Consider the following 24,516-nt stretch of genomic DNA (forward strand, 5'->3'; position numbering starts at 1 on the left):
CTTTAATGACCGACGCCCTTTCCCAGCTCGCCACGCCGGCATCCGATGATGACGGCCGCGCGTACCCCCACCGTCACCTGCTCGGCATCGAGGGGCTGACCCGACCGGATATCGATCTTCTGCTCGACCGGTCGGAGCGCTTCGTCGCCCAGAACCGCCAGCTGGACAAGAAAGCGTCCAGCCTGCGCGGTCGCACGGTGATCAACCTGTTCTTCGAGAACTCCACCCGAACCCGCACGAGCTTCGAGCTGGCCGGCAAGCGACTCGGCGGCGACGTGATCAACATGTCCGTCAGCACCTCGTCGATCAAGAAGGGCGAGAGCCTGATCGACACGGCCATGACCCTGAACGCCATGCACCCCGACGCCCTGGTGGTCCGCCATTCGGAATCCGGCGCGGTGCACCTGCTGGCGGAGAAGGTGAACTGCTCGGTGATCAATGCCGGCGACGGCAGCCACGAGCACCCGACCCAGGCCCTCCTCGACGCGCTGACCATCCGCCGGCGCAAGGGGCACCTGGAAGGGCTGGAAGTTGCGATCTGCGGCGACGTCGCCCACAGCCGGGTGGCGCGCTCCAACATCCACCTGCTGTCGATCATGGGCGCCCGGGTGCGGCTCGTCGCCCCGCCAACCCTGCTGCCCAGCGGCATCGAACGCATGGGCGTGGAGATCCACCACGACATGGAGCGCGGCATCGCCGGCTGCGACATCGTCATGATGCTGCGGCTGCAGACCGAGCGGATGCGCGGCTCCTTCGTGCCGTCGGTGCGCGAGTATTTCCGCTATTTCGGCCTCGACGTGGACAAGCTCCAGGCCGCCAAGCCGGACGCGCTGATCATGCATCCGGGGCCGATGAACCGTGGGGTGGAGATCGACAGCCTCGTGGCCGACGACATCGACCGCTCGCTGATCCGCGAGCAGGTGGAGATGGGCGTCGCCGTGCGCATGGCGATCCTCGACATCCTCGTCAGCAACCAGACCGAACCCTGGGCGAAGAACCAATGAGGCCGACCCTCTACAAGAACGCCCGCCTGCTGGATCCGGCCAGCGGTCTCGACGCCAAAGGCGCGCTGCTGACCCGCGACGGCAAGATCGTCGAGGTCGGCCCGCAGGTCTTCGTCGACGCCATCCAGGAAGACGTGGAGGTGGTCGACTGCGCCGGCCGCTGCCTGGCGCCGGGCCTGGTCGACATGCGCGTCCAGGTCCGCGAGCCGGGCGACGAGCATATGGAAACCCTCGCCTCGGCCCAGAAGGCGGCGGTCGCCGGCGGCGTCACCACCTTCGCCACCCTGCCGAACACCAACCCGATCATCGACGACGTGTCGCTGCTGGAGTTCGTCGAGCGCCGGGCGCTGGAGGTCGGGCTCGCCAACGTCCATCCCTATGCCGCCGCCACCAAGGGGCTGCGCGGCCAGGAGATGACCGAGTTCGGCATGCTGGCCGACAGCGGGGCCGTCGCCTTCACCGACGGCGAGCACGCCATCGCCGACGCGCTGGTCATGCGCAGGGCGCTGTCCTACGCCAGCATCTTCAAGCGCACCATCGTCCAGCATCCCGAGGATCCGGCCCTGGCCCGCGAGGGCTCGGCCAACGAGGGCGAGACCGCGACCCGCCTGGGCCTGGCCGGCATCCCGGCGGTGGCCGAGGTGATGATGGTGGAGCGCGACCTGCGGCTGGTTGAACTCACCGGCGGCAGCTACCACGCCGCCCATCTGTCCACCGGGGCCGCCATCGACGCGATCCGTCAGGCGAAGAAGCGCGGCCTGCCGGTGACCTGCGACACCGCCCCGCCCTATTTCGCGCTGAACGAGGGCGCGGTGGTCGACTACCGCACCTTCGCCCGGCTCTCCCCGCCGCTGCGCAGCGAGCAGGACCGGCTGGCCGTGGTCGCCGGGGTGGCCGACGGCACGATCGACGCCATCGCCAGCGACCATGCCCCGCACGACCAGGACAGCAAGCGCGTGCCCTTCGCCCAGGCTCAGCCGGGCGGCGTCGGGCTGGAGACGCTGCTGGCGATCAGCCTGGAACTGGTCCATACCGAGGCGATGAGCCTGCTCGACCTGCTGCACCGGCTCACGGTGGCGCCGGCGCGCATCCTCGGCCTGCCCTACGGCACGCTGGCGGTCGGCGGCGACGCCGATCTGGTGATCTTCGATCTGAACCGGGCCGGCAAGGTTGAGCCGGAGCGTTTCGCCTCGAAATCGCGCAACACGCCGTTCGACGGCCGGCCCATCGAGGGCCGTGTCTGGCGCACGGTCTATCGCGGCACGACCGTTTATGATGTAGAGACCGAGACACCACCTCCGATACGACGCAGGGCTTTCGTCGATGCCTGATCCGCTGGGACCGTTCGAATACACGTGGCCGTTCTATGCCGGCTTCCTGCTCGCCTACCTGGTGGGATCCATCCCGTTCGGGCTGTTGCTCACCCGGTTCGCCGGGCTGGGGGACATCCGGGCCATCGGCTCGCGCAACATCGGCGCCACCAACGTGCTGCGCACCGGCCGCAAGGGTCTGGCCGCCGCGACCCTGCTGCTGGACGGCGGCAAGGGGATCGTGGCCGTCGCCGTCGGCTGGCAGTTCGGAACGGACATGGCCGTGCTGGCGGCGGTCGGCGTCGTGCTCGGGCACTGCTTCCCGGTCTGGCTTAAGTTCAAAGGCGGCAAGGGCGTGGCCACCGCCATCGGCGTCTGGCTGGCGCTGGTGCCGAATGTCGGCGTGGTGGTCTGCGGCCTGTGGCTCGCTATCGCCTTCGTGTTCCGCTACTCCTCGGTCGCCGCCCTGGTGGCGATGGCGGTCGCACCGTTCCTCGCCTGGCACCTGGAAGGCCCGCAGATCGCCCAGGCCGGGGGCGCGATCGCCGTGATCATCTGGCTGCGCCACTACCAGAACATCCGCCGCCTGCTGAAGGGCGAAGAGAGCAAGATCAGCTTCCGCAAGAAGTGAAACCGCGAAAGCGGTTTCGTCTGCCGTCGCTCGTTTCGATTTAGCATCGACAGCGAAACGGCCCCCGGCCCTCCCATAGCCTCGGCGACCTTTATCGCCAGGGAGCCGGCCGATGTCCTCCGCCACCGCACGCGACACCGCACCCGCCCGCCTCGCCGACCGGGAGCGGATCGCCCGGCTGCGCCTGATCCGCACCGAGAATGTCGGCCCGATCACCTTCCGCCAGTTGCTCGAGCGGTTCGGCAGTGCGGAGAAGGCGATTGCCGCCCTGCCCGAACTGGCACGGCGCGGCGGCCGTCGCCACCCGCTGCGGGTGCCCTCCGTCGCCGCGGCCGAGCGCGAGCTGGAGGACACAGCCCGTGTCGGCGCGGCCCTGGTGGTCTACGGCGACCCGGCCTATCCCCCCGCCCTGGCGGCGGTCGAGGACGCCCCCGGCGCCTTCTCCCTGATCGGCCATGCCCACCTGCTGGCCGCGCGCGCGGTGGCGATCGTCGGCGCCCGCAACGCCTCGATGAACGGCCGCAAACTGGCCCAGGTCCTGGCGCGCGAGATCGGCCTGGGCGGCTACGCGGTCGCCTCCGGTCTCGCCCGCGGTATCGACGGGTCCGCCCATGAGGGTGCGCTGGAGAGCGGGACGCTGGCGGTCGTCGCAGGCGGAATCGACGTGATCTACCCGCCGGAGCACACCGACCTGTTCCACCGCATCGCCGAGACCGGCGCCGTCATCGCCGAGCAGCCGGTCGGCACCACGCCCCAGGCCCGGCACTTCCCGTCGCGCAACCGCATCATCGCCGGGCTCAGTCTCGGCGTGCTGGTGGTCGAGGCGGCGAGCCGATCGGGCTCGCTGATCACCGCCCGCCGGGCGCTGGATCAGGGCCGCGAGGTCTTCGCGGTTCCCGGCTCCCCGCTCGACCCGCGATGCGGCGGAACCAACGGTCTGATCAAGGAGGGTGCCGCCTTTCTCGTCGAGTCCGCGTCCGACGTGCTGCGGATTCTGGACGGCTTGCCCCAGAGAAAATTGGGGGAACCGCAACGGCGCGATTGGGAGGGCTCCTATGACGGCGAAGCCCTTGATACGCCCACGATAGATGTGGACGAAACCGCCCGCCGTCAGGTCCTGGAAGCGCTGGGCTGCGAACCGGTCGCGGTTGACGAACTGATCCGCGGGTGCCAATTGTCGGCTCCGATCGTCGCGACGGTGCTTCTGGAAGCGGAGCTTGCGGGGCTTATTGACCGCCATCCCGGAAACCAGGTGTCGCGGCGAATGGACATACCGACCTGACCGCCCGGCCTTCCGTCGGCCGCCGTTCGGGCCGGATCCTGGGAAAGCGAACGGTACGTATGACCAAAGTCGTTGTCGTCGAGTCCCCGGCCAAGGCCAAAACCATCAACAAGTATCTCGGCAGCGACTATCACGTGCTGGCGAGCTACGGCCACATCCGGGACCTGCCCCCTAAGGACGGATCCGTCGATCCGGACCATGACTTCCAGATGCTGTGGCAGACCGACCAGCGTTCGGAGAAGCAGGTCAAGGCGATCGCCGACGCCGTGAAGGGTGCGGAACAGCTCATTCTGGCGACTGACCCCGACCGCGAGGGCGAGGCGATCAGCTGGCACATCCGCAACGTGCTGGACGAGCGCAAGGTCCTGAACGGCATCGACGTCAAGCGCGTGGCCTTCAACGCCATCACCAAGGATGCGGTGCTGGACGCCATTGCCCATCCGCGCGAGCTGGACCAGGATCTGATCGACGCCTATCTGGCGCGCCGGGCCCTGGACTATCTCGTCGGCTTCACCCTCTCGCCGGTGTTGTGGCGCAAGCTGCCGGGCGCCCGCTCGGCCGGCCGGGTGCAGTCCGTCGCCCTGCGGCTGGTCTGCGAGCGCGAGTCGGAAATCGAACGCTTCGTCGCCCAGGAATACTGGTCGGTGGAGGCGGTGTTCCGCACCGAGGAGCGCAAGACCTTCACCGCCCGGCTGACCCATCTGGACGGCAAGAAGCTCGACCGTCTGGACATCAAGTCCGAGGCCGAGGCCAAGGCCGCCGTCGCCGCCATCGAGGCCGGCACCTTCACCATCGGCTCGGTGGAGAAGAAGCGGGTCAAGCGCAACCCGGCCCCGCCCTTCACCACCTCGACCCTGCAGCAGGAGGCGTCGCGAAAGCTCGGCTTCGGCGCCACCCGCACCATGCAGCTCGCCCAGCGGCTCTACGAGGGTGTGGATATCGGCGGCGAGACCACCGGTCTCATCACTTATATGCGGACCGACGGCGTGCAGATGTCGCCGGAGGCGATCACCGACATCCGACGCTCGATCGGCGGCGAATACGGCGACCGCTATCTGCCGAACACGCCGCGGGTCTACACCACCAAGGCGAAGAACGCCCAGGAGGCGCACGAGGCGATCCGGCCGACCGACGTGACCCGCACGCCGGACATGCTGCGTTCCCGCCTCGATGCCGATCAGTGGAAGCTCTATTCGCTGATCTGGAAGCGCGCCGTGGCCAGCCAGATGGCCAGCGCCGAGCTCGACCAGACCACCATCGACGTGACCGACAAGGGCGGGCGCAGCGTGCTGCGGGCCACCGGCTCGGTCATCGCCTTCGACGGCTTCCTGAAGCTGTATCGCGAGGACCGCGACGACAGTGACGGGGCGGAGCTGAGCGACGACGAGAACGACAAGATCCTGCCCGCTGTCGCCGATGGCGACGCCGTCACCCGTCAGGAAGTGAAGCCGGAGCAGCACTTCACCCAGCCGCCGCCGCGCTATTCGGAAGCCAGCCTGGTGAAGAAGATGGAGGAGCTCGGCATCGGCCGGCCCTCGACCTATGCCAGCATCCTGCAGGTGCTGCAGGACCGCGAATACGTGCGTATCGACCGCCGTCGTTTCGTGCCGGAGGACCGCGGCCGTCTGGTCACCACCTTCCTGTCCAGCTTCTTCGAGCGCTACGTCCAGTATAACTTCACCGCCGATCTGGAGACCCAGCTCGACAACGTATCCGACGGGCAGATCGACTGGCGTCAGGTGCTGCGCGACTTCTGGTCGTCGTTCAAGGGCTCGGTCGACGGCACCAAGGACCTGTCCATCGGCGACGTGATCGAGAAGCTCGACGCCGAGCTGGCCGACCACTTCTTCCCCAAGGGTCCGGACGGCCAGCCCGCCCGCGAATGCCCGAGCTGCGGCGAGGGCAACCTGTCCCTGCGCCTGGGCAAGTTCGGCGCCTTCATCGGCTGCTCGAACTATCCGAACTGCAAGTTTACCCGCCAACTCGGCGAGGCCGCCGGCGGCCGCCCTGTCGATGGCGAGGGCGAAGGCGGCGCGCTGCCCCGCGTGCTCGGCCAGGATCCGGCCACCGGCAAGGACGTCAGCCTGAAGAAGGGCCCCTACGGCGTCTATGTCCAGCTCGGCGAGCCGGAGGAAGGCTCCAAGGAGAAGCCCAAGCGGGCCTCGCTGCCCAAGCAGGTGTCGCCCGCCGATATCGACCTGGAGAAGGGTCTCGCCCTGCTCTCCCTGCCCCGCCCGGTCGGCGACCATCCGGAGACCAAGGACCTGATCGAGGCCGGCATCGGCCGCTACGGTCCTTACCTGAAATACGCCGGCAGCTATGTCAGCCTGCCCGGCGACGACACGGTGCTGACCATCGGCCTGAACCACGCGGTGCAGCTCATCGCCGAGAAGGGCTCGAAGAAGAAGCCGGGCCGCCCGCTGGGCGATCACCCGGTCGACGGCAAGCCGGTGACGGTCCAGGCCGGCCGCTACGGCCCCTACGCCCAGCACGGCTCCCTGCGCGCCACCCTGCCCAAGGGCGAGGAGATGGAGGAGATCAGCCTGGAGCGGGCGATCGAACTGTTGAACGCCAAGGCCGAGAAGAGCGGCAAGGGCGCGCCGAAGAAGGCGGCCAAGAAGCCTGCCGCAAAGAAAGCCGCGGCGAAAAAGACGGACGCCAAGGCCGGCGAAGCCGAGAAGCCCGCGGCGAAAAAGGCCGCGCCGAAGAAGAAGGCCGCGACCAAGAAGGCGCCGGCCAAGTCGAAGAAAGCCGCCGACGGTGACACCGCCGGCACGACGGGAAGCTGAGCGCCGACCACGTGGCCCGTCCCCCCGCCCAGCTTCCCACCCGTGAGCAGATCCTCGCCTTCGTCGAGGACAGCCCCACCCCGGTCGGCCGCCGCGAGATCGCCCGCGCGTTCGACGTGAAGGGGCCGATGCGCGCGGAGCTGCGCGGGCTGCTGAAGGAGATGGCCGAGGCCGGCGACCTGGACATGGGCCGCAAGCGCAAGGTGGCACCGCCGGGCGCTCTGCCGGAAGTGACCGTGCTCGAGGTCACCGGCACCGACAAGGACGGCGAGGTCATGGCCCGCGCCGTCGGCCGCGAGGCCGAGGAGCCGGCGCCGCGCATCCATATCCTGCCCGACCGCCGCTCCGGCCCCATGGGTTCCGGCGACCGCGCCCTGTGCCGCCTGGAGCGCGCCGGCGAGAGCTTCTACATCGCCCGGGTGATCCGCCGCTTGGGCCGCACTGCCGCGCGCACCTTCGGCGTGTTCGAGAAGACCGCCGATGGCGGCCGGGTCCGCCCGACCGACAAGAAGGCGAAGTCGGAGATCCGCATTCCCAAGGGCGACGAGAAGGAAGCCGTCACCGGCGACCTGGTCACCGTGGAGATCATGCCCAAAGGGCGGCTCGGCCTGCCGGTCGGCCGGGTGATCGAGCGTTTCGCCGGCGCCGCCGACCCGCGCTCCTTCAGCCGCATCGCCATTCACGAGCAGGAGATCCCCGACGTCTTCCCCGAGGCGGCGGAGGCCCTGGCGGAGAAGGCGAAGCCGGTGTCGCTGGGCAAGCGCACCGACCTGCGTGCGCTTCCGCTTGTGACCATCGACGGCATCGACGCCCGGGATTTCGACGACGCCGTGTTCGCCGAGGCAGACGAGGATCCGGCCAATCCCGGCGGCTTCCGACTGCTGGTGGCCATCGCCGACGTGGCCCATTACGTGCGCCCCGGCGACGCGTTGGACCGCGAGGCGTTGAAGCGCGGCAACTCGGTCTATTTCCCCGACCGGGTCGTGCCGATGCTGCCCGAGGCCCTGTCCAACGGGCTGTGCTCGCTGCGCCCCGACGAGGACCGCGCCTGCCTGGCCGTCGAGATCGTCATCGATTCCGAAGGCAACAAGCGCCGCCACAAGTTCATGCGCGGGCTGATGCGCTCCCAGGCCCGCCTCACCTACCGCCAGGTCCAGCAGGCCCGCGACGGCGGCAGCACCGAAGGCATCCCCGACGGCATCCTGGAGCCGCTCTACGGCGCCTTCGCCGCCCTGCGCAAGGCGCGCACGGAGCGCGGCGCGCTGGACATCGAGCTACCGGAGAAGCGGGTGATCCTGGACGAGTCCGGCAACATCACCGAGATCGGCATCCGCGAGCGTCTCGACGCCCATATGCTGATCGAGGAGTTCATGGTCTTGGCCAATGTCTGCGCGGCGGAGACCCTGGAGGACCGGCGCCAGCCCTGCATGTACCGGGTGCACGAGACCCCGGACCCGGAGAAGGTCGCCGCCCTGTCCGAGGTGCTGGACGGGCTCGGCATCGCCTTCGCCAAGGGCCAGGTGGTACGCCCGAAGACCTTCAACGGCGTGCTCGCCAAGGTGAAGGGCGAGCCGCATGAGCGCATGGTCAACGAACTGGTCCTGCGCTCCCAGTCCCAGGCGGTCTACGCACCGGAGAACCTGGGCCATTTCGGTCTGGCGCTGACCAAATACGCCCATTTCACCTCGCCGATCCGACGCTATTCCGACCTGCTGGTGCACCGCGCGCTGATCCGCGGCCTGAAATTCGGCGAGGACGGGCTGCGGCCAGACGACGACAGCGAGTTCCAGGAATGGGGCGAGCACATCTCCATGACCGAGCGCCGGGCCGCCGTGGCCGAGCGCACGACCATGGACCGCTACCTCGCCCGCCACCTGGCGGACCGGGTCGGCGGGATCTTCCCCGGCCGGATCAACGGCGTGACCAAGTTCGGCGTCTTCGTCACCCTGGACGAGACCGGGGCCGACGGGCTGGTGCCGATCCGCTCCCTGCCGGACGACTATTACGACCATGACGACGTGCACCACACGCTCACCGGCCGCTCGCATGGCTGGATCTTCCGCCTGGGCGACCGGGTGGAAGTGCGGCTGGTCGATGCCGACGCGGCGTCGGGCGGGATCGTGGTGGAGATCGTGTCGGGCGGCGAACAGGGCACGGCGCCGCGCGGCGGGCGGCGTCACGGCGGTCCCAAGCGGCGCCCGCAGGCGCGCGGACGCCCGCCCAAGGGACGCAAGCGGCGGTGACTGCACTCGCGCGGTCCGGTGGTGGCGATTGATTCACCCCCGGATTTGCAGCATTGTTGATGCATCGCGGAATACGAATTCCAAGCGCCATGTCGAGTGCCCGTGAATGTCACAGCCTGGTCGGTTCTCGCCGTTCAAACCGTTCCCGTCGGTCGCCCTTCGGCGCCTAGGTATCGCCGGCCTCGCCCTGCTGCTGCTCGGCTCCTGCACGGGCTCGCGGCCGCAATCCGGTGGTCCGACCTCCTTCGCCATGGATACCGGCGCGGAGGCCTTCTCGATCGGCTATGAGGGCATCGCCGACCTGTATGTGGAGCCGGTGCCGACCCAGTCCCTGGCCCTGGCGGCACTGGACGGCGTCGCCGCCCTGGACCCGGCCATCGACTTCGTGCGGCGTGGCGACTCGCTGATCGTCACCGAAACCGGCACCCCCTTCGCCAAATTCACCGTGCCGGCGGATGACAGCCCGACCCACTGGGCCCGGCTGACCGCCGCAGCGATCGAGGCGGCGCGCAAGCGCTCCGCGGTTCTGGCGGATACCGCCGCCGACCGGCTCTACGAAGTCGCCTTCGACGCCATCACCGGCAAGCTCGACCGGTTCTCGCGCTACCACAACGCCGCCGAGACCCGGGCCGGGCGGGCCGCGCGCAAGGGCTATACCGGCATCGGCGTCACCATCGGCGAGACCGACGGATCGGTCGTCGTCGCCTCGGTCTTCCACGGCTCGCCCGCCCATTCGGCCGGGCTGAAGGCCGGCGACCGATTCGTTTCGGTGGACGGCACGCCGGTCGCCGGCAAGGACATGGAGACGACCGCCAACCTGCTGCGCGGCGCCATCGGCACGACGGTGGCGATTCGCGTCGCCCGCGGCGGCGAGGCCAAGGACGTCACGATCCTGCGCCAACGGGTGATCGAGGACACGGTCCGGTTCGTGCCGATCGACGGCATTGCCTATTTCAACGTCAGCGGCTTCAACAGCGACACCGCCAACGCCCTGTCCCAGGCCCTGATCGAGGCCAAGGCGACGCTCGGCGAGGATCTGCCGGGCATCATCCTGGACCTGCGGCAGAATCGCGGCGGCACCCTGGACGAGGCGGTCGAGGTGGCCGACCTGTTCGTGGACAACGGCATCATCCTGGAGACCCAGGGCCGGCACAGCATGTCCCGGCACCGCTACGACGCCCAGTACGGCAACACCACGACCCTGGCCCCCATCGCCGTGCTGATCGACAGCGGCTCGGCCTCCGCCGCCGAGGTGGTGGCCGCCGCCCTGCAGGATTCAGGCCGCGCCCTGGTGATCGGCGCCCGCTCTTACGGCAAGGGCACGGTGCAGCGCGTAATCGACATTCCGCCGATCGCCAGCGAACTGATTCTCACCTGGGCGCGCATGCATGCGCCATCGGGCTACCCGCTCGCCGATTTCGGGGTGTTCCCGTCGATCTGCACGCCGGATTACGGCGACGACCCGGAGGTCAGCGCCGCTGCCCTCGAGTCGGGCGAGCTGCGGCTCAGCGAGACCATGCAGAAGCGGCTCTACGTGACCCGCATGGACGAGTCGGAGCGCCAGAAGCTGCTGGCCTGGTGCCATGCCGACCACCCGCCCTCGACCACCGACACCGACACACGGCTCGCCCTGCGCCTGCTGTCGGACCGCAAGCTTTTCCAGCTCGCCTTCCACGCCTCCCGCGTGGCCCTGGGCGAGCGGCCGAAGGATCTGAACTAAGCACGCTTGACATGTGCGGCGCCGTAGCTATTTTGCGGCCTCCGCGAAGGCGAAGGAGATGAAAGATGGCGAAGCCCGCGACCGTTCTGATCAAGATGGTCAGCACCGCCGAGACTGGGTACTTCTACGTGACCAAGAAGAACCCGCGCACCAAGACCGAGAAGCTCGAGCTGCGCAAGTACGACCCGGTCGCGCGCAAGCACGTCCTGTTCAAGGAAGCCAAGATCAAGTGATCCTGGCCACAGGCTGACGACCCCGAGGGTCGCCCGGTGGGCGGCCCTTTTGTTTTGTGCTGAGCCGTTCTGTTCAGGAGGACGGTGCTGCGCGGAGAGACTGTGTTGCGGCGGACGGCCCGGGCCGGTCTCGTCGGTCAGCTCACCGCGGTGACGTTTGCCGCCGACTCGTCCGTGGCCAGCACCACCCGGTCGCGGCCCTGGCGCTTGGCCTGGTACAGGGCATCGTCCGCCCGGCCGATAAGCTTGTCGATGCTGTCCTCGCCCACGGAATTCCTGAGGGCGCAGCCGATGCTGATGGTCACGCCCAGCTCGCGCCCGTCGTCCAGCCGCAGCGGTGTCGAGGCGATCACGTCGCGCAGCCGCTCGGCCACGACCATGGCGAAGGGCTCCGGCGTGTCCGGCATCACCACGACGAATTCCTCGCCGCCGAGGCGCGACACGAGATCGACATTGCGCACGCTGCTGCGCATCAGCTCGGTGATGTGCTGCAGCACCCGGTCGCCCGCCCCGTGGCCGTAGGTGTCGTTCACCAGCTTGAAGTGGTCCACGTCGATCACCAGCAGGGCCAGCGGCTTCTGGCGCTCGGCGGTGTCGTTCATCAGCCGGCCCAGATGGGTCAGCAGGTAGCGTCGGTTATACAGGCCCGTCAGGCTGTCGGTGAGCGCCAGGGCGAGACTCTGCTCGTAGGTCTCGCGCATCCGCTCCTGATAGCGGCGCCGGCGGATCTGCGTGCGCACGCGCGCCAGCATCTCGTTCCGGTCGATCGGCTTCATCAGGTAGTCGTTCACCCCGAGATCCAGCGCCTTGGCCAGTTTCTCGGTCTGGTCCTCCTCGCCGACCATCAGGATGGGGATGTGCCGGGTCGCCTCGGCGGCACGGAACTGGGAGACCAAGCGCAGGGCGTCGTCGCCGGCCAGGTTCAGGCTGCAGATCACCAGGTCGAACTCGGCGGCCGAAGCGCGGGCGAAGCCGGTGGCGCCGTCGGCCGCCTGCTCCACCGTGTCGCCGTCCACGGCCAGGCTCTCGCGCAGGTTCATGGCGTCGATGCGGTTGTCCTCGATGGTCAGGACCCGGGCCTTGGTGACGTCGATCTCGGTCATCGCCCGGGGTTCCTGCATCCCGAGCTGGGACGAGGTCTCCACCCGCAGACGCCACTCGTCCATCATCATCTTCAGCCGCAGCAGCGAGCGCACCCGGGCGAACAGGGCGGCATCCACCACCGGCTTGGTCAGGAAGTCGTCGGCGCCGGCCTCGATCCCCCGCACCCGGTCCGACACGTCGGACAGGGCGGTGACCATGACCACCGGCAGGTGGGTGGTGCGCGGATCGGCCTTGATCCGGCGGCACACCTCGAACCCGTCCATCCCCGGCATCATGACGTCCAGAAGGACGATGTCGGGGATCTCGCGCTCGATCATCTCGAGCGCCTCTGGGCCGTTATAGGCCGAAAGGACGTCGAAATACTCCGCCGTCAGCTTCGCTTCGAGCAGCTTGACGTTCGGCAGCACATCGTCAACGACGAGGACGCGGCCCGGCATGGCGCTCTATCCCAGGAACTTTTTTACGGTATCCAGGAAGTGCCCGACCGAGATCGGCTTGGCGATATACGCCTCGCATCCGCCTTCCCGGATCTTCTCCTCGTCACCCTTCATGGCGAAAGCGGTCACGGCGATCACCGGAATCGACTTCAGGCGATCGTCCTCCTTGATCCACTTGGTCACTTCCAGGCCCGAGACCTCGGGCAGCTGGATGTCCATGAGGATCAGATCGGGACGCTTGTCGCGCGCAAGACGCAGGGCGTCCATCCCGTCCCGCGTGCAGATGATGTCGTACCCATGAGCCTCGAGCAGATCATGGAAGAGCTTCATGTTGAGCTCATTGTCCTCGACAATGAGGACGGTCTTCGGCGTGGACGATGCCGGTCCCGAGTTTCCGTTCTGTGTCTCGACCGAGGTCATGCCCTCATCCACCTTGATCCGTTCTGGGATACACTCGACCCGTTTTGACGAGCCGGATAGAGATAATATCAAGCCCTGCAACCCGATTCCATCTCCGACGGGCTTATCACGGATGAGGCAGTTTTGCACCAAAAGCCGATCCAGTGCCACCTGCGCATAGGCGTCGACCTCGGCGGTACGAAGACCGAGGCGATCGCGCTGGCCGAGGACGGCCGCGAACTGCTCCGCCGGCGGGTCCCGACCACCCAGGGCGACTACCCCGGCACCGTGCGGGGGGCCGCGGATCTGGTGCGCGCCCTGGAATCGGAGCTCGGCGCCCGGGGCACGGTCGGCGTCGGCATTCCCGGCAGCCTGTCGCGGGCCAGCGGCGTGGTGAAGAACGCCAATTCCACCTGGCTGAACGGCAAGCCCCTGGACCGCGACCTGTCGCAAGCCATGCAGCGGCCGGTGCGGGTGCAGAACGACGCCAACTGCTTCGCCGTGTCCGAGGCGACCGACGGCGCGGGACGGGGCGCGGCCATCGCCTTCGGCGTGATCCTGGGCACCGGCGTCGGCGGCGGCCTGGCCATCCACGGACGGGTGGTCGACGGTCCCATGGGGGTCACCGGCGAATGGGGGCACAATCCCCTGCCCGCCCCGCTGGACGATGAACGGCCCGGTCCGGCCTGTTACTGCGGGCGCCATGGATGCCTGGAGACCTTCCTGTCCGGCCCGGGCATGGCCCGGCGCTTCGCCGAGAGTGGCGGCCCCGGCCTGACCGCCGCGCAGATCGCCGAGGCGGCCGAGGCGGGCGATCCAGCCGCAGTGACCCATATGGCCCGCTATGCCGACCGGCTGGCCCGCGGGCTGGCCGGGGTCATCAACATCCTCGACCCGGACGTCGTCGTGCTCGGAGGCGGCCTGTCGCGGGTGGCGATGCTGTACGAGCGCCTGCCACAGCTTCTGCCGGCCCATGTGTTCACCGACCGGCTCGACACCCGGATCGTGCCGCCGGTCCATGGCGACAGCAGCGGCGTGCGCGGGGCGGCCTCGCTGTGGCAGTCCGAAGAACCCGCCGAGCCTCCGGCAGGAACGGAGTGAGCGGACGATGGCGGCTGGCGAAACTCTGTGCCGGGAATGCTTCACCTGGAGCGCCGGCACGCCCACGCGCTGCCCGTCCTGCGGCTCGGCCCGGGTGCTGTCCCATCCGGAGCTGCGATCGCTGAGCATCGCCCATCTGGACTGCGACGCCTTCTACGCCAGCGTGGAGAAGCGCGACGACCCCTCCCTGCTCGACAAGCCGGTGATCGTCGGCGGCCGGCACCGCGGGGTGGTCTCGGCCGCCTGCTATGTCGCCCGGATCTACGGCGTGCGCTCGGCCATGCCGATGTTCAAGGCGTTGGATGCCTGTCCCCATGCGGTGGTGATCAAGCCGGACATGAAGAAATACGCGGCCGTCGGCGGCGAGATCCGCGAGATGATGCGGGCCATCACACCGCAGGTGGAGCCCTTGTCGATCGACGAGGCGTTCATGGACCTCGGCGGCACCGAGCGGCTGCACCGCGCGCCGCCGGCGGAGACCCTCGCCCGCCTCGCCAAGCGGGTGGAGGAGGAGGTCCGCGTCACCGTCTCCATCGGGCTCAGCTTCAACAAATTCCTGGCCAAGGTCTCCTCCGACCTGGACAAGCCTCGCGGTTTCCACGTGATCGGCCAGGGCGAGGCGCTATCGTTCCTGGCCGACCAGCCGGTATCGATCCTGTGGGGCGTCGGCAAGACGCTGCAGCGCAAGCTGATCGATGACGGCATCCGCACCATCGGCGACCTCCAGCCGATGGAGGAGACCGACCTGATGCGCCGCTACGGCAGCATCGGCCAGCGCCTCGCCCGGTTCTCCCACGGCCGTGACGACCGGCGCATCGAGCCAGGGTCGGTGGTCAAAAGCGTGTCGAACGAGACCACCTTCGACACCGACATCTCGGATATCGACGCGCTGCGCCCCTATCTCTGGCGACTGAGCGAGGAGGTGTCGGGTCGGCTGAAGCGCAAGGCGATCGCCGGCGGGGTGGTCACGCTGAAGCTGAAGACCAAGGATTTCAAGATCGTCACCCGCCAGCAGCACCTGCTGGCGCCGACCCAGCTCGCCGACCGGATCTACCGCACCGCCGACGCGCTGCTGTCAAAGCAGGCAGACGGCCGGCGGTTCCGGCTGATCGGGGTGGGGGTGAGCGATCTCGCCGGCGAGCGGCTGGCCGACCCGGCGGATCTCGCCGATCCGGGCTTCGAGACCAGACGCAAGGTGGAGGGCGCCATGGACGCGGTGCGGGCCAAGCTTGGCGACGCGGCCATCACCAAGGGGATCGGCCTGAAGGCCCGCAAGATCCGTCAGCAGCCGTCCGACAAGATGCCGGAAGGCGAGGAACTCTAAGGCTCGGAGCACATCGATCCGAGCCGTCCGCGCTCCGGACCGTCAGCAGTCCGGCGCCGGCAGCGCCTCGACCTCCTCCAGGCTCATGCGGACCGAGAAGTCCGAGTAATGCACCAGGATCAGCCGGGCGATGCCGTTGGCCAGGACCTCGATGCTCATCTCGAAATCGGGTTCCGAGCCCTCGCTATCCGGGCCGAACCAGGCCAGCCGCGAGGGATAGTAGGTCCCCTGCACCGCCTCGGACTTGATCGACGGCAGGACGTCGTCCTTGCCCTTGCCCAGCACGGCGGAGATCAGGGACGGTGCCTCCGGTTCGCCACCGTCGAACACCGGCGCCCGCAGGAAGCGCTTGCCCGACGTGGCGGCCGCGATCATCCGGATCGTGTGCTCGGTCGGGAACAGGGTGTCCTTCGGCAGCTTCAGCTCCTGCAACTCCGGCTCGGCGAAGGTGACCTTGCCGGGCCCGGACCCGAGCGGCAGCGGCATCACCGCCTTGCCCTCGATCCGCTCCTCGCCGCCGCCACGGTCGCGCTTCACGAAGAAGCGGTAGATGTCGCCGGCTTTGGACTCCCAGGTCGAATAGGTCGACTGGATCACCGAGCCGTCGCCGTCGGCACGGGAGAACTCCATGGCATAGCGCTGCTCGACGGCCCAGCCGTCGCAGGCGTCGCGCCACTCGAAGCCCATGCGGCCCTGGACATCGACGATCGACGAACCGGATGCCGCCTTGTCCAGCGTCACCTTGTACAGCGCGCGGTGGGGCAGGATCTCAACGGCGGTCGCCGGACTGGCGTGCGTCTGTCCGACGACCGCCGTCATGCCCAACACGGCAACCGCAACAACAGCCGCGGCCCGGGCTCGGTGCAACATATGCCACTCCTTCATGCTCACTCTCCGCCGACTATTACACGGCGAACAGGGCGGAAAAATGGCCCCTGTCCGCGCCACCGCATCGGCAAGTTTTTCCCAATGCAGGATCCTCTCGGTAACGCTCGAAAAATTCATAAACGGTTTCATACTCTTACGCGACAGACAGAAACGCCGCACATGGCACGGCCGATGCATGGACCGGGGTGACCAACGTGCGAGGTGACCATGTCACACGATCCCAGCCTAATGACCGCGCCCCTGGATGGGCCGAGCGCCCGGATGTACGCCGAAGTGGCGGGCATGCTGGCCCGTTTCAATGGCGCCCTCGATCCGGCCAACGATGCCGAGGAGCTGAGCCCGACGGAAACGACGGCGGCCCTGAAGCTGGCACTGGTCGCCATGACCGAGGCGCAGAAGCGCATCGAGCGTCAGCAGATGCGGATCGCCGAGCTGGAGAGCCTCTCCGTCACCGACGAGCTGACCGGGGCCATGAACCGCCGCGGTTTCGACATGCAGCTGCGCAAGTCGATGGCGCATCAGAAGCGCCACAGCCAGGAGACCGACGAGCAGCATGGCGGCGTCGTCCTGATGATCGACTTGGACCGTTTCAAGGCGGTCAACGACACCTACGGTCATGCCGCCGGCGACGAGCTGCTGCGCCTGGTGGCCGGCGTCCTGACCCGCGACGTGCGCGCCAGCGACACCGTCGCCCGCCTGGGCGGCGACGAGTTCGCGGTGCTGATGCCGGATCTGGACGCCGAGGACGGGCTGACCCGGGCGCGGCGGCTGGAGAAGCGCCTGAATTCCACGAGACTGAGCTGGGGGGAACTGGTTCTGCCGGTCTCCGCCAGTGTCGGCGCGGTCAGCTTTCGGCCGCAGGACCGGCCGGCCGAAGTGCTGAACCGCGCCGACGAGATCATGTACCGGCGCAAGGCGGAGCGCCGGGCCTGACGACACCGGCCCGACAACACGGGCGAAGCCCGGCCAAGGCGATCCACGAAAAAGGGCGGCCGAACGCCGCCCTGCCTCAATCATGATGTCAAGCGGATCGACCGGGTCTCCAGCGGCCCGGTCGTTCGCGTCTCAGCGCATCGCCACCTGATCGGCATGCGGTGCGCGCCGGATGATCCAGGGCTGCTGGCCGTCCACCTCGCCCAGGTCCGACCTGGCCACCCGCGCCTCCTGCAGCCCATAGGGGCCGATCAGGACGCGGTGCCAGACATGGCCATCCACCTCCACCGACTGAATTTCCGCCTTCCGGTCGGCGAACCGCTCTGCCAGACCCTTGGCCCGGCCGCTCTCGCGCACGGAACCGACGACGATGTATCGCGGCGCGGACGACGCGGTCGCCTGACCGAAAACGTCAACGGGCGCGTCAATAGGCGCCGCGGCGGTCAGCGCGGCCGGCATGGCCCGGGCGCTGCGGTCGCCCCGGGTATAGCCGGCCGGCGGGGTCCATGGGTCGATCGGGGCCGAAACCGAGGTCGCCGGCGCAGCGACGGTCGAGGAGATCGAGGCGGGGCGGGCGATCGGCACCGGCGGCATGGAGGCCGGAACCGCCGATTTCGGTGCGGCCAGCACGGCGAGCGACGAGGCTTCCGGTTTGGCGAGACCCGGGGTCTCGATCGGCGCACGCGGCGGCGGGCTCACCGACAGCGCGGCGGCCACCACCGTCGGCTCTTCCTGCACGCCATCGATCTTCATGGCGCCGAGGCTGATCACGGGATCGTTGTTCGAGCGGAAACTGCCATTGTCGCGGTCGCCCGGATAGGCGGCGACCACCACGCGCTCGGAGGCGGCGGCGCTGGCGGGGTCGATGTCGTGGCAGATCGCCTCGCCCATGATCGGCCGGCTGAATTCGCAATCCTGCTCGACGAAGGCGGAAAGCACATGATCCGCCGAGAACTTTCCCGTCTTCATGTAGCTGATTCCGGAGATCGCGGTCGACGCGATCGTGACCGGAATCGGCAGACATCCGCCGAGTAGCAATGGCATCGCAGCCACAGCGATGATGCGTTTCATGAGAATTCCCCCGTCCCACCAGGTGTTTAGTGTGAGAATCTTCACCTATCGGAGCGGCGAGTGCAACTGTCGCAGTTTATCTAAAATTGGATGCTGATAAGGCGGTGTGTGAACCGGTATGGCTGAAGCCCTAACGGGGGTATGGATTCGACGCCCGGTCGCGCGCACTCTTGCGCCGCCGCAAGGCTCGTGTATTACCACCCGCCATGACACTCGTCACGGACACGGAAACCCTCGCCGCCGTTTGCCAGCGAATCGCGGCCGAGCCTTACGTCGCGATCGATACCGAATTCCTGCGCGACAAGACCTACTACTCCAGACTCTGTCTGGTACAGCTCGCCGGCGAGCAGGACGTGGTCGCGGTCGACACCCTGGCCCCGGATATCGACCTGACGCCGCTGTTCGAGCTGATGGCCGATCCCTCGGTCCTCAAGGTGTTCCACGCCGCCCGCCAGGACATCGAGATCTTCGTCCATATGACCGGCCAGGTGCCGGCGCCGATGTTCGACACGCAGATCGCCGCCATGGTCTGCGGCTTCGGCGACGCGGTCAGCTACGACCGGCTGGTGCGCGCCATGACCGGGGTGAACATCGACAAGACCTCGCGCTTCACCGACTGGAGCCACCGGCCGCTGTCGCAGCACCAGATCGACTATGCGCTGGCAGACGTGATCCATCTGCGCCCCTGCTACGAGCGCCTGGCCAAGCGTCTGGCGAAGACCAAACGCTCCGCATGGCTGGACGAGGAGATGGCGGTCCTGACCGACGTCGCCACCTACGTCACCGAGCCTGAAGAGTCCTGGAAGCGGCTGAAGACCCGCTCCACGAAGCCGAAGTTCCTTGCCGTGCTGCGGGCCCTGTCGGCCTGGCGCGAGGTCGAGGCGCAGACCCGGGACATCCCGCGCAGCCGCGTGCTGCGGGACGACGCGCTGGTGGACATCGCCGCCCAGGCCCCGACCTCGGCCGAAGAGCTGTCGCGCTCGCGCTCGTTCAACCGGGAATCCGCCAGCGGCAAGACCGGCCGGGCGATCCTGGAGGCGGTCAATGCCGCGCTGGAGTCGCCGAAGGAGACCTGGCCGAAGGTGACCGACCAGCGCGAGAAGCCGCAGGGCCGCCAGCCGGTAGCCGAACTGCTGCGCGTGCTGCTCAAGGTGCAGTGCGACGCCCATGACGTCGCCCCGAAGCTGGTGGCCAGCGCCGACGACCTGGACGCCATCGCCACCGACGACAATGCCGACGTGCCGGCGATGAAGGGCTGGCGGCGCGAGGTGTTCGGCGACGCCGCACTCGCGGTCAAGCACGGCAAGCTTGCCTTCGCCTTCGATCCGGAAAAGGACCGGCTGGCGCTGATCGAGGTTCCCGGATAGATCCCGGCGTCTCTGCGTCAGCGCTTGCCGTTGCGGCCCGGCCGCACGCTGAGCACCACCGGGCGCTGCAAAGCATCGGACAGCGACTGCACCCGCCGCTCGACCACCTCGCCCATGAGCACCACCGCCTCCGGCGCCACGGTGAGGGCGAAGCCGTCGTCCCGGGACTCGATACGGGTGCGCCGCAGCAACGCCGTGGCGCCGCCCGACAAGGTCAGGCCAAGGCGCAGGGCCAGGCCGACCTGAACCGCCAACTGCCGACGCTCCGGATCCAGCAGTCCTTCCACCTTGCGGGCCGCCTCCAGCTGCACATGCCCGCTGTAGCGCGCCAGCATGCCGAGGCCGAGGAACACCCGGTCGGCATGGTCGAGCCCCGCCACCGGCAGCCGCGAGATCCGCAGGAAGGCGTGCTCGCCGCGGTAACTGGGATGCTCGGCCCAGGCCATGTCGCTCAGCATGCACAGGGCCCGCACCAGCCGCTCGTCGCGCCGGGCGAAATCGCCGAAGAGCGGTTTCAGCCAGTTGAACACGGTCTCCGCCGGCGGCGCGAAACGGTTGGTCTCCCGGGCGATGGAGACGGCGGCGACCAGCAGCGGATCCTGATGGCGCTCCTCCGCCGGCAGCCGGTCGAAGATGCAGCCCTCGCGCAGCCCGAAGGCGGAGAACACCACCCGGTCCGGCTTGCCCCGGCCCAGCACCCGCTGCAGCACCAGGGCAGCCGTCGCCATGGTATCGGCCCGCCGCCGCGACACGCCCGGGGTCGCGCGGATCGATTTCTTCGACTGGAGCGCCAGGGTCGACAGGAAATCGCTCAGGGTCGCCCGGTCGATCGTATAGCCGTGGATCACCTCGATCGGATAGTTGACGGCTGCCATATGCGCCTTGGCCACGCTGCGCCAGGCGCCGCCGACCGCATAGAGGGTGCGCCCCTCCAGGTTGACGAGCCAGGGCGCGCCGTCGAGATAGCCGTCGACCAGCGCCTCCATCTTGCGACGCTTGCTCGGCTCCACCTCGCCGATGCGCAGCGGGCCGACCGGCATCGTGGTATGGGCGCCGAGCTGCTGGTCGGCCACGTCGATCAGCTCCAGGCTGCCGCCCCCCAGATCGCCGACCACGCCATCGGCGTCCGGAAAGCCGCTGACCACCCCCAGCGCGGACAGCCGCGCCTCCTCGTCGCCGCCGATGATCTGCACCGTGTAGCCGGTGCGCCGCTCGATCTCGGCGACGAAGTCCGGGCCATTGGAGGCGTCGCGCACGGCCGAGGTGGCCAGCACGTCGACCCGGCCCACCCGCATGGCCCCGGCGATCGAGGCGAAGCGCTGCAGGTTGGTCAGGGCCGAGCCCATGGCCTCGACCGAGAGCGCCCCGGTCTCGTCCAGCCCCCGGCCAAGTCCGCACAGGGCCTTCTCGTTGAATACCGGGATCGGGGAAAGCCCCTCGTGGTCGTAGACGACGAGGCGGATCGAATTGGAGCCGATATCGAGGACGCCGATGCGGTGGTCGCGCCGGGCCCTCTTCGAGCGTGTGTCGGAAGTCTCGGTGGTCAGCGTTTCACTCGCGCCTAGGGCTCAGAGGGACGATCCGCCGATGGTCTTAGGACCACCGCCGCGCCGCAGCGCGCTGCCCCGTCCGGACAGGCTCGGGTTCGTCATGAAATAGGTATGCGCCGAGAAATCGTCCGCGCCGCCGGCCAGCCGCTCGAAGCGCCCGGAACTGCGCAGGATCCAGCTGTTGGTCTGGTCCTTGAGGTTGGCGACCATGATCTGATCCAGGATCTGCCGGTGGACGGTCGGGTTCTCGATCGGGACCAGATGCTCCACCCGTCGGTACAGGTTGCGCGGCATCCAGTCGGCCGAGGAGATGTACACCTTCGCATCGTCCGACGGCAACTTCGACCCGCTGCCGAACACCACGATGCGGGAGTGCTCCAGGAACCGGCCGACGATGGAGCGCACGCGGATGTTCTCCGACAGCCCCTTCACCCCCGGCCGCAGGCAGCAGATGCCGCGGATCACCAGGTCGATCTGCACGCCGGCCTCGCTCGCCTTGTACAGCTCGTCGATCAGGATCGGGTCGACCAGGCTGTTCATCTTCGCCCAGATCGCCGCCGGCCGGCCGGCCTTGGCGTGCGCGATCTCCTGGGCGATGCCCTCGATGACCGTCTTGTGCAGGGTCAGCGGCGAGATCGCCAGCTTCTCCATCTCCTCCGGCAGGGCGTAGCCGGTCATGTAGTTGAACATCCGCGCGGCGTCCCGGCACAGGGCGGGGTCGCAGGTGAAGAACGACAGGTCGGTATAGATCTTCGCGGTGATCGGATGGTAGTTGCCGGTGCCGAAATGCACGTAGTTGCGCAGGGAGTTGCCCTCGCGCCGCACCACCAGCGAGACCTTGGCATGGGTCTTCAGGTGGACGAAGCCGTAGACCACCTGCACCCCTGCCCGCTCCAGATCGCGCGACAGCCGGATATTCGCCTCCTCGTCGAACCGCGCCTTGATCTCGACCATGGCGGTGACGGTCTTGCCGGCCTCCGCCGCCTCGATCAGCGCCTTGACGATCGGGCTGTCCTTGGAGGTCCGGTACAGGGTCTGCTTGATGGCGATGACCGACGGGTCGGAGGCCGCCTGGCGCAGGAACTGCACGACGACGTCGAAGCTCTCATAGGGGTGGTGGACGACGATGTCCTTGGCCCGGATCGCGGCAAAACAGTCGCCGGCGAAATCCCGGATACGCTCGGGGAACCGGGCGTTGAACGTCGGCCACAACAGGTCGGGCCGCTCGGAGGTGATGAGCTGGGAGAGGTCCGCCAGCCCGACCATCGCCTCCAGGGCGAAGACGTCCTCCTCGGCCACGTTCAGCTCGCTGATGACCATCGCCTTCAGCTCTTCGGGCATGGCGTGGTCGACCGCCAGTCGGATCACGTTGCCGCGCCGCCGCGCCTTCAGCGCCGTCTCGAAGGACAGCACCAGATCCTCGGCCTCTTCGTCGATCTCCATCTCGCTGTCGCGGATGACCCGGAACACGCCCTGGCCGGTGACCTCGTATTTCGGGAACAGCCGGTCGACGTTCAGCAGGATCGCCTGCTCGATGGCGATGAAGCGGATGGTGTCGCCGGGCAGCCGCACGAAGCGGCCGACCTGGGACGGCAGCGGCACCAGACCCTGCATGTCGGAGGCCCCGCCGGTGCCGCGCAGGGTCAGGGCCAGGCACAGGCCCTTGTTGGGGATGAACGGGAACGGATGGGCCGGATCGATGGCCAGCGGGGTGAGCACCGGGAAGACGTGCTCGCTGTAATGGGCGCGCAGGAACTCGCGGTCGTCCTCGGTCAGCTCGGCGATGTCCACGAGGTGGAAGTCCACCGCCTTCAGCTCCTCGCGCAGACGCTTCATGCAGGTCTGCTGGTCGCTCATCAGGATGGCGACCTCGCGGGTGATCTCCGCGAGCTGCTGCGCCGGGCTGAGGCCGTCTTCGCTGGGCGAGGTGATGCCGGCGTTGACCATGCCCTTCAGGCCGGCCACGCGGACCATGTAGAATTCGTCGAGGTTGGAGGCGGAGATCGCGACGAACCGCAGACGCTCCAGCGGCGGGTTGCGGGTGTTGAGGGATTCCTCCATCACCCGCGTGTTGAAGGACAGCCAGGAAAGCTCCCGGTTGATCAGCCGCTCGGGGCTGTCGAGGGTGATCGCCGGTCCCTCGTCGGCCTCCGGTTTGACCACGGTCCGGTTGCGCTTCGCCGCCGGCTTACGGGGACTTTCGCTGTGGCTGGCCTGCTCGCTCACGTCGGCTCTCCTCGCTGGTCCCGCCGCTGGAAGCAGCGGGTGCCGTCCGATGTACGCGTCCCGTGTGACAGGAGCATGACACCGGACGGCTTTCCGGTCAGCGCTCAGAGAGTACCAGGGAACGAGCCGCCATCGAGCAGGATGTTCTGGCCGGTCATGAAGCCGGCGTGAACGCTGCACATGAAGGCGCAGGTCGCCCCGAACTCGTCGGGTTCGCCGAAGCGGCCGGCCGGGTTCTTCGAGGCCTGCTCGGCGGCGTAGTCCTCGAAGGTGCGGCCCGCCTTCTCGGCCTGCAGACGCAGGTTGCCGTATAGGCGGTCGGTGGCGAACGGACCCGGCAGCAGGCCGTTGATCGTCACGTTGTGACGCACGGTCTCGCGGGCCACGCCGGCGACGAAGCCGGTCAGACCGGCGCGGGCGCCGTTGGACAGGCCGAGATAGGAAATCGGCGCCTTCACCGCCCCCGAGGTGATGTTGACGATGCGGCCGAACTTGCGATCGATCATGCCGTCGACGGTCGCCTTGATCAGCTCGATCGGGGTCAGCATGTTGGCGTTCACCGCCTTCTGCCAGTCGTCGATGCCCCAGTCGCGGAAATTGCCCGGCGGCGGGCCGCCCGCGTTGTTGACCAGGATGTCAACGTTGCCGGCAACCTCCAGGACCTCCTTGCGGCCCTCGGGCGTGGTGATGTCGCAGGCGACCGCGACCACCTTGACCCCGGTGGCCTTGGTGATCTCCGTCGCGGTGGCCTCGATGGCCTCCTTGGTGCGGGAGTTGATCACCAGTTCCACGCCGGCTTCCGCCAGCTTCATCGCGCAGGCCTTGCCCAAGCCCTTGCTGGCGGCGCAGACGATGGCCTTGCGGCCCTTGATACCCAGATCCATGCGTAAGTCTCCTCTCCTGT

Annotated in this window: 19 protein-coding genes; 12 read left to right on the forward strand and 7 right to left on the reverse strand. The window is 68.3% G+C overall.

What is annotated here, in order from left to right; all coding sequences use genetic code 11:
• The first annotated feature begins 5 nt into the window (after positions 1-5).
• The 8 genes from BLS34_RS21720 to rpmG all read left to right on the forward strand — a co-directional run bounded on the left by BLS34_RS21720 (position 6) and on the right by rpmG (position 11,212).
• Positions 6-1,004, forward strand: coding sequence for an aspartate carbamoyltransferase catalytic subunit (locus BLS34_RS21720; protein ID WP_093153815.1), 999 nt, complete (start codon positions 6-8; stop codon positions 1,002-1,004).
• Complete coding sequence (locus BLS34_RS21725; RefSeq protein ID WP_051243404.1) at positions 1,001-2,335, forward strand: dihydroorotase; 1,335 nt, start codon at positions 1,001-1,003, stop codon at positions 2,333-2,335. Before BLS34_RS21720 ends, BLS34_RS21725 begins: the two co-directional genes overlap by 4 nt.
• Positions 2,328-2,945, forward strand: coding sequence for a glycerol-3-phosphate 1-O-acyltransferase PlsY (gene plsY / locus BLS34_RS21730; RefSeq protein ID WP_093153817.1), 618 nt, complete (start codon positions 2,328-2,330; stop codon positions 2,943-2,945). The genes BLS34_RS21725 and plsY overlap by 8 nt, the downstream gene beginning before the upstream one ends.
• A gap of 112 nt (positions 2,946-3,057) precedes the next feature.
• The gene (dprA, locus tag BLS34_RS21735) at positions 3,058-4,227 is read left to right on the forward strand and encodes a DNA-processing protein DprA (protein ID WP_093153820.1); all 1,170 of its coding nucleotides are present in this window, start codon (positions 3,058-3,060) and stop codon (positions 4,225-4,227) included.
• A gap of 59 nt (positions 4,228-4,286) precedes the next feature.
• Positions 4,287-7,016 (forward strand): type I DNA topoisomerase, encoded by a 2,730-nt coding sequence (topA, locus tag BLS34_RS21740; RefSeq protein WP_028792557.1) that lies wholly within the window; start codon positions 4,287-4,289, stop codon positions 7,014-7,016.
• Between the two features lie 11 nt (positions 7,017-7,027).
• A complete protein-coding gene (gene rnr / locus BLS34_RS21745) occupies positions 7,028-9,259 on the forward strand; it encodes a ribonuclease R (RefSeq protein WP_093153822.1) in 2,232 nt (743 codons plus the stop codon).
• 106 nt (positions 9,260-9,365) lie between these two features.
• Complete coding sequence (locus BLS34_RS21750) at positions 9,366-10,979, forward strand: S41 family peptidase (protein WP_093153825.1); 1,614 nt, start codon at positions 9,366-9,368, stop codon at positions 10,977-10,979.
• A gap of 65 nt (positions 10,980-11,044) precedes the next feature.
• Complete coding sequence (rpmG, locus tag BLS34_RS21755; RefSeq protein WP_028792559.1) at positions 11,045-11,212, forward strand: 50S ribosomal protein L33; 168 nt, start codon at positions 11,045-11,047, stop codon at positions 11,210-11,212.
• 137 nt (positions 11,213-11,349) lie between these two features.
• On the opposite strand, the gene BLS34_RS21760 is transcribed toward rpmG, so the two are convergent.
• A complete protein-coding gene (locus BLS34_RS21760) occupies positions 11,350-12,753 on the reverse strand; it encodes a PleD family two-component system response regulator (protein WP_028792560.1) in 1,404 nt (467 codons plus the stop codon).
• A gap of 6 nt (positions 12,754-12,759) precedes the next feature.
• Complete coding sequence (locus BLS34_RS21765; protein ID WP_051243410.1) at positions 12,760-13,173, reverse strand: response regulator; 414 nt, start codon at positions 13,171-13,173, stop codon at positions 12,760-12,762.
• Between the two features lie 123 nt (positions 13,174-13,296).
• On the opposite strand from BLS34_RS21765, the gene BLS34_RS21770 reads away from it, so the two are divergent.
• Both BLS34_RS21770 and BLS34_RS21775 read left to right on the forward strand, forming a co-directional pair.
• The gene (locus BLS34_RS21770; RefSeq protein ID WP_245702122.1) at positions 13,297-14,253 is read left to right on the forward strand and encodes an ROK family protein; all 957 of its coding nucleotides are present in this window, start codon (positions 13,297-13,299) and stop codon (positions 14,251-14,253) included.
• Between the two features lie 7 nt (positions 14,254-14,260).
• On the forward strand, positions 14,261-15,577 hold the full coding sequence (locus BLS34_RS21775) for a DNA polymerase IV (protein ID WP_093153827.1): 1,317 nt from the start codon (positions 14,261-14,263) through the stop codon (positions 15,575-15,577).
• A gap of 42 nt (positions 15,578-15,619) precedes the next feature.
• Here BLS34_RS21775 and BLS34_RS21780 read toward each other — a convergent pair whose 3' ends face one another.
• Entirely contained in the window at positions 15,620-16,447 is an 828-nt protein-coding gene (locus BLS34_RS21780; RefSeq protein ID WP_169400800.1) for an EipB family protein, read from the reverse strand.
• A gap of 246 nt (positions 16,448-16,693) precedes the next feature.
• Here BLS34_RS21780 and BLS34_RS21785 point away from each other — a divergent pair, with 246 nt between their 5' ends.
• Positions 16,694-17,398: a GGDEF domain-containing protein gene (locus BLS34_RS21785; RefSeq protein ID WP_175474337.1), complete on the forward strand. Its 705-nt coding sequence runs from the start codon at positions 16,694-16,696 to the stop codon at positions 17,396-17,398.
• A 132-nt stretch (positions 17,399-17,530) separates the two neighbouring features.
• On the opposite strand, the gene BLS34_RS21790 is transcribed toward BLS34_RS21785, so the two are convergent.
• On the reverse strand, positions 17,531-18,469 hold the full coding sequence (locus BLS34_RS21790) for an SPOR domain-containing protein (RefSeq protein WP_028792565.1): 939 nt from the start codon (positions 18,467-18,469) through the stop codon (positions 17,531-17,533).
• Between the two features lie 206 nt (positions 18,470-18,675).
• Here BLS34_RS21790 and rnd point away from each other — a divergent pair, with 206 nt between their 5' ends.
• The gene (gene rnd / locus BLS34_RS21795) at positions 18,676-19,836 is read left to right on the forward strand and encodes a ribonuclease D (RefSeq protein WP_093153832.1); all 1,161 of its coding nucleotides are present in this window, start codon (positions 18,676-18,678) and stop codon (positions 19,834-19,836) included.
• Positions 19,837-19,853: 17 nt separating this feature from the next.
• Here rnd and BLS34_RS26270 read toward each other — a convergent pair whose 3' ends face one another.
• The 3 genes from BLS34_RS26270 to BLS34_RS21810 form a co-directional block, all read right to left on the reverse strand.
• Positions 19,854-21,383 (reverse strand): Ppx/GppA phosphatase family protein, encoded by a 1,530-nt coding sequence (locus BLS34_RS26270; protein ID WP_215906192.1) that lies wholly within the window; start codon positions 21,381-21,383, stop codon positions 19,854-19,856.
• Positions 21,384-21,404: 21 nt separating this feature from the next.
• Complete coding sequence (locus BLS34_RS21805) at positions 21,405-23,549, reverse strand: RNA degradosome polyphosphate kinase (protein WP_245702129.1); 2,145 nt, start codon at positions 23,547-23,549, stop codon at positions 21,405-21,407.
• A 167-nt stretch (positions 23,550-23,716) separates the two neighbouring features.
• On the reverse strand, positions 23,717-24,496 hold the full coding sequence (locus BLS34_RS21810) for an SDR family oxidoreductase (protein ID WP_028792568.1): 780 nt from the start codon (positions 24,494-24,496) through the stop codon (positions 23,717-23,719).
• Positions 24,497-24,516 lie beyond the last annotated feature (20 nt).

Origin of the sequence: Thalassobaculum litoreum DSM 18839, assembly GCF_900102465.1 — a bacterium.
GTDB classification, from domain to species: domain Bacteria; phylum Pseudomonadota; class Alphaproteobacteria; order Thalassobaculales; family Thalassobaculaceae; genus Thalassobaculum; species Thalassobaculum litoreum.

Bases quoted from the DNA above. Each gene is read 5' to 3' on its own strand.
- BLS34_RS21720 (WP_093153815.1), top strand. From the start codon at position 6: ATGACCGACGCCCTTTCCCAGCTCGCCACGCCGGCATCCGATGATGAC.
- BLS34_RS21725 (WP_051243404.1), top strand. From the start codon at position 1,001: ATGAGGCCGACCCTCTACAAGAACGCCCGCCTGCTGGATCCGGCCAGC.
- plsY (WP_093153817.1), top strand. From the start codon at position 2,328: ATGCCTGATCCGCTGGGACCGTTCGAATACACGTGGCCGTTCTATGCC.
- dprA (WP_093153820.1), top strand. From the start codon at position 3,058: ATGTCCTCCGCCACCGCACGCGACACCGCACCCGCCCGCCTCGCCGAC.
- topA (WP_028792557.1), top strand. From the start codon at position 4,287: ATGACCAAAGTCGTTGTCGTCGAGTCCCCGGCCAAGGCCAAAACCATC.
- BLS34_RS21750 (WP_093153825.1), top strand. From the start codon at position 9,366: ATGTCACAGCCTGGTCGGTTCTCGCCGTTCAAACCGTTCCCGTCGGTC.
- rpmG (WP_028792559.1), top strand. From the start codon at position 11,045: ATGGCGAAGCCCGCGACCGTTCTGATCAAGATGGTCAGCACCGCCGAG.
- BLS34_RS21760 (WP_028792560.1), bottom strand. From the start codon at position 12,753: ATGCCGGGCCGCGTCCTCGTCGTTGACGATGTGCTGCCGAACGTCAAG.
- BLS34_RS21765 (WP_051243410.1), bottom strand. From the start codon at position 13,173: ATGACCTCGGTCGAGACACAGAACGGAAACTCGGGACCGGCATCGTCC.
- BLS34_RS21775 (WP_093153827.1), top strand. From the start codon at position 14,261: ATGGCGGCTGGCGAAACTCTGTGCCGGGAATGCTTCACCTGGAGCGCC.
- BLS34_RS21780 (WP_169400800.1), bottom strand. From the start codon at position 16,447: ATGTTGCACCGAGCCCGGGCCGCGGCTGTTGTTGCGGTTGCCGTGTTG.
- BLS34_RS21785 (WP_175474337.1), top strand. From the start codon at position 16,694: ATGACCGCGCCCCTGGATGGGCCGAGCGCCCGGATGTACGCCGAAGTG.
- BLS34_RS21790 (WP_028792565.1), bottom strand. From the start codon at position 18,469: ATGAAACGCATCATCGCTGTGGCTGCGATGCCATTGCTACTCGGCGGA.
- rnd (WP_093153832.1), top strand. From the start codon at position 18,676: ATGACACTCGTCACGGACACGGAAACCCTCGCCGCCGTTTGCCAGCGA.
- BLS34_RS21810 (WP_028792568.1), bottom strand. From the start codon at position 24,496: ATGGATCTGGGTATCAAGGGCCGCAAGGCCATCGTCTGCGCCGCCAGC.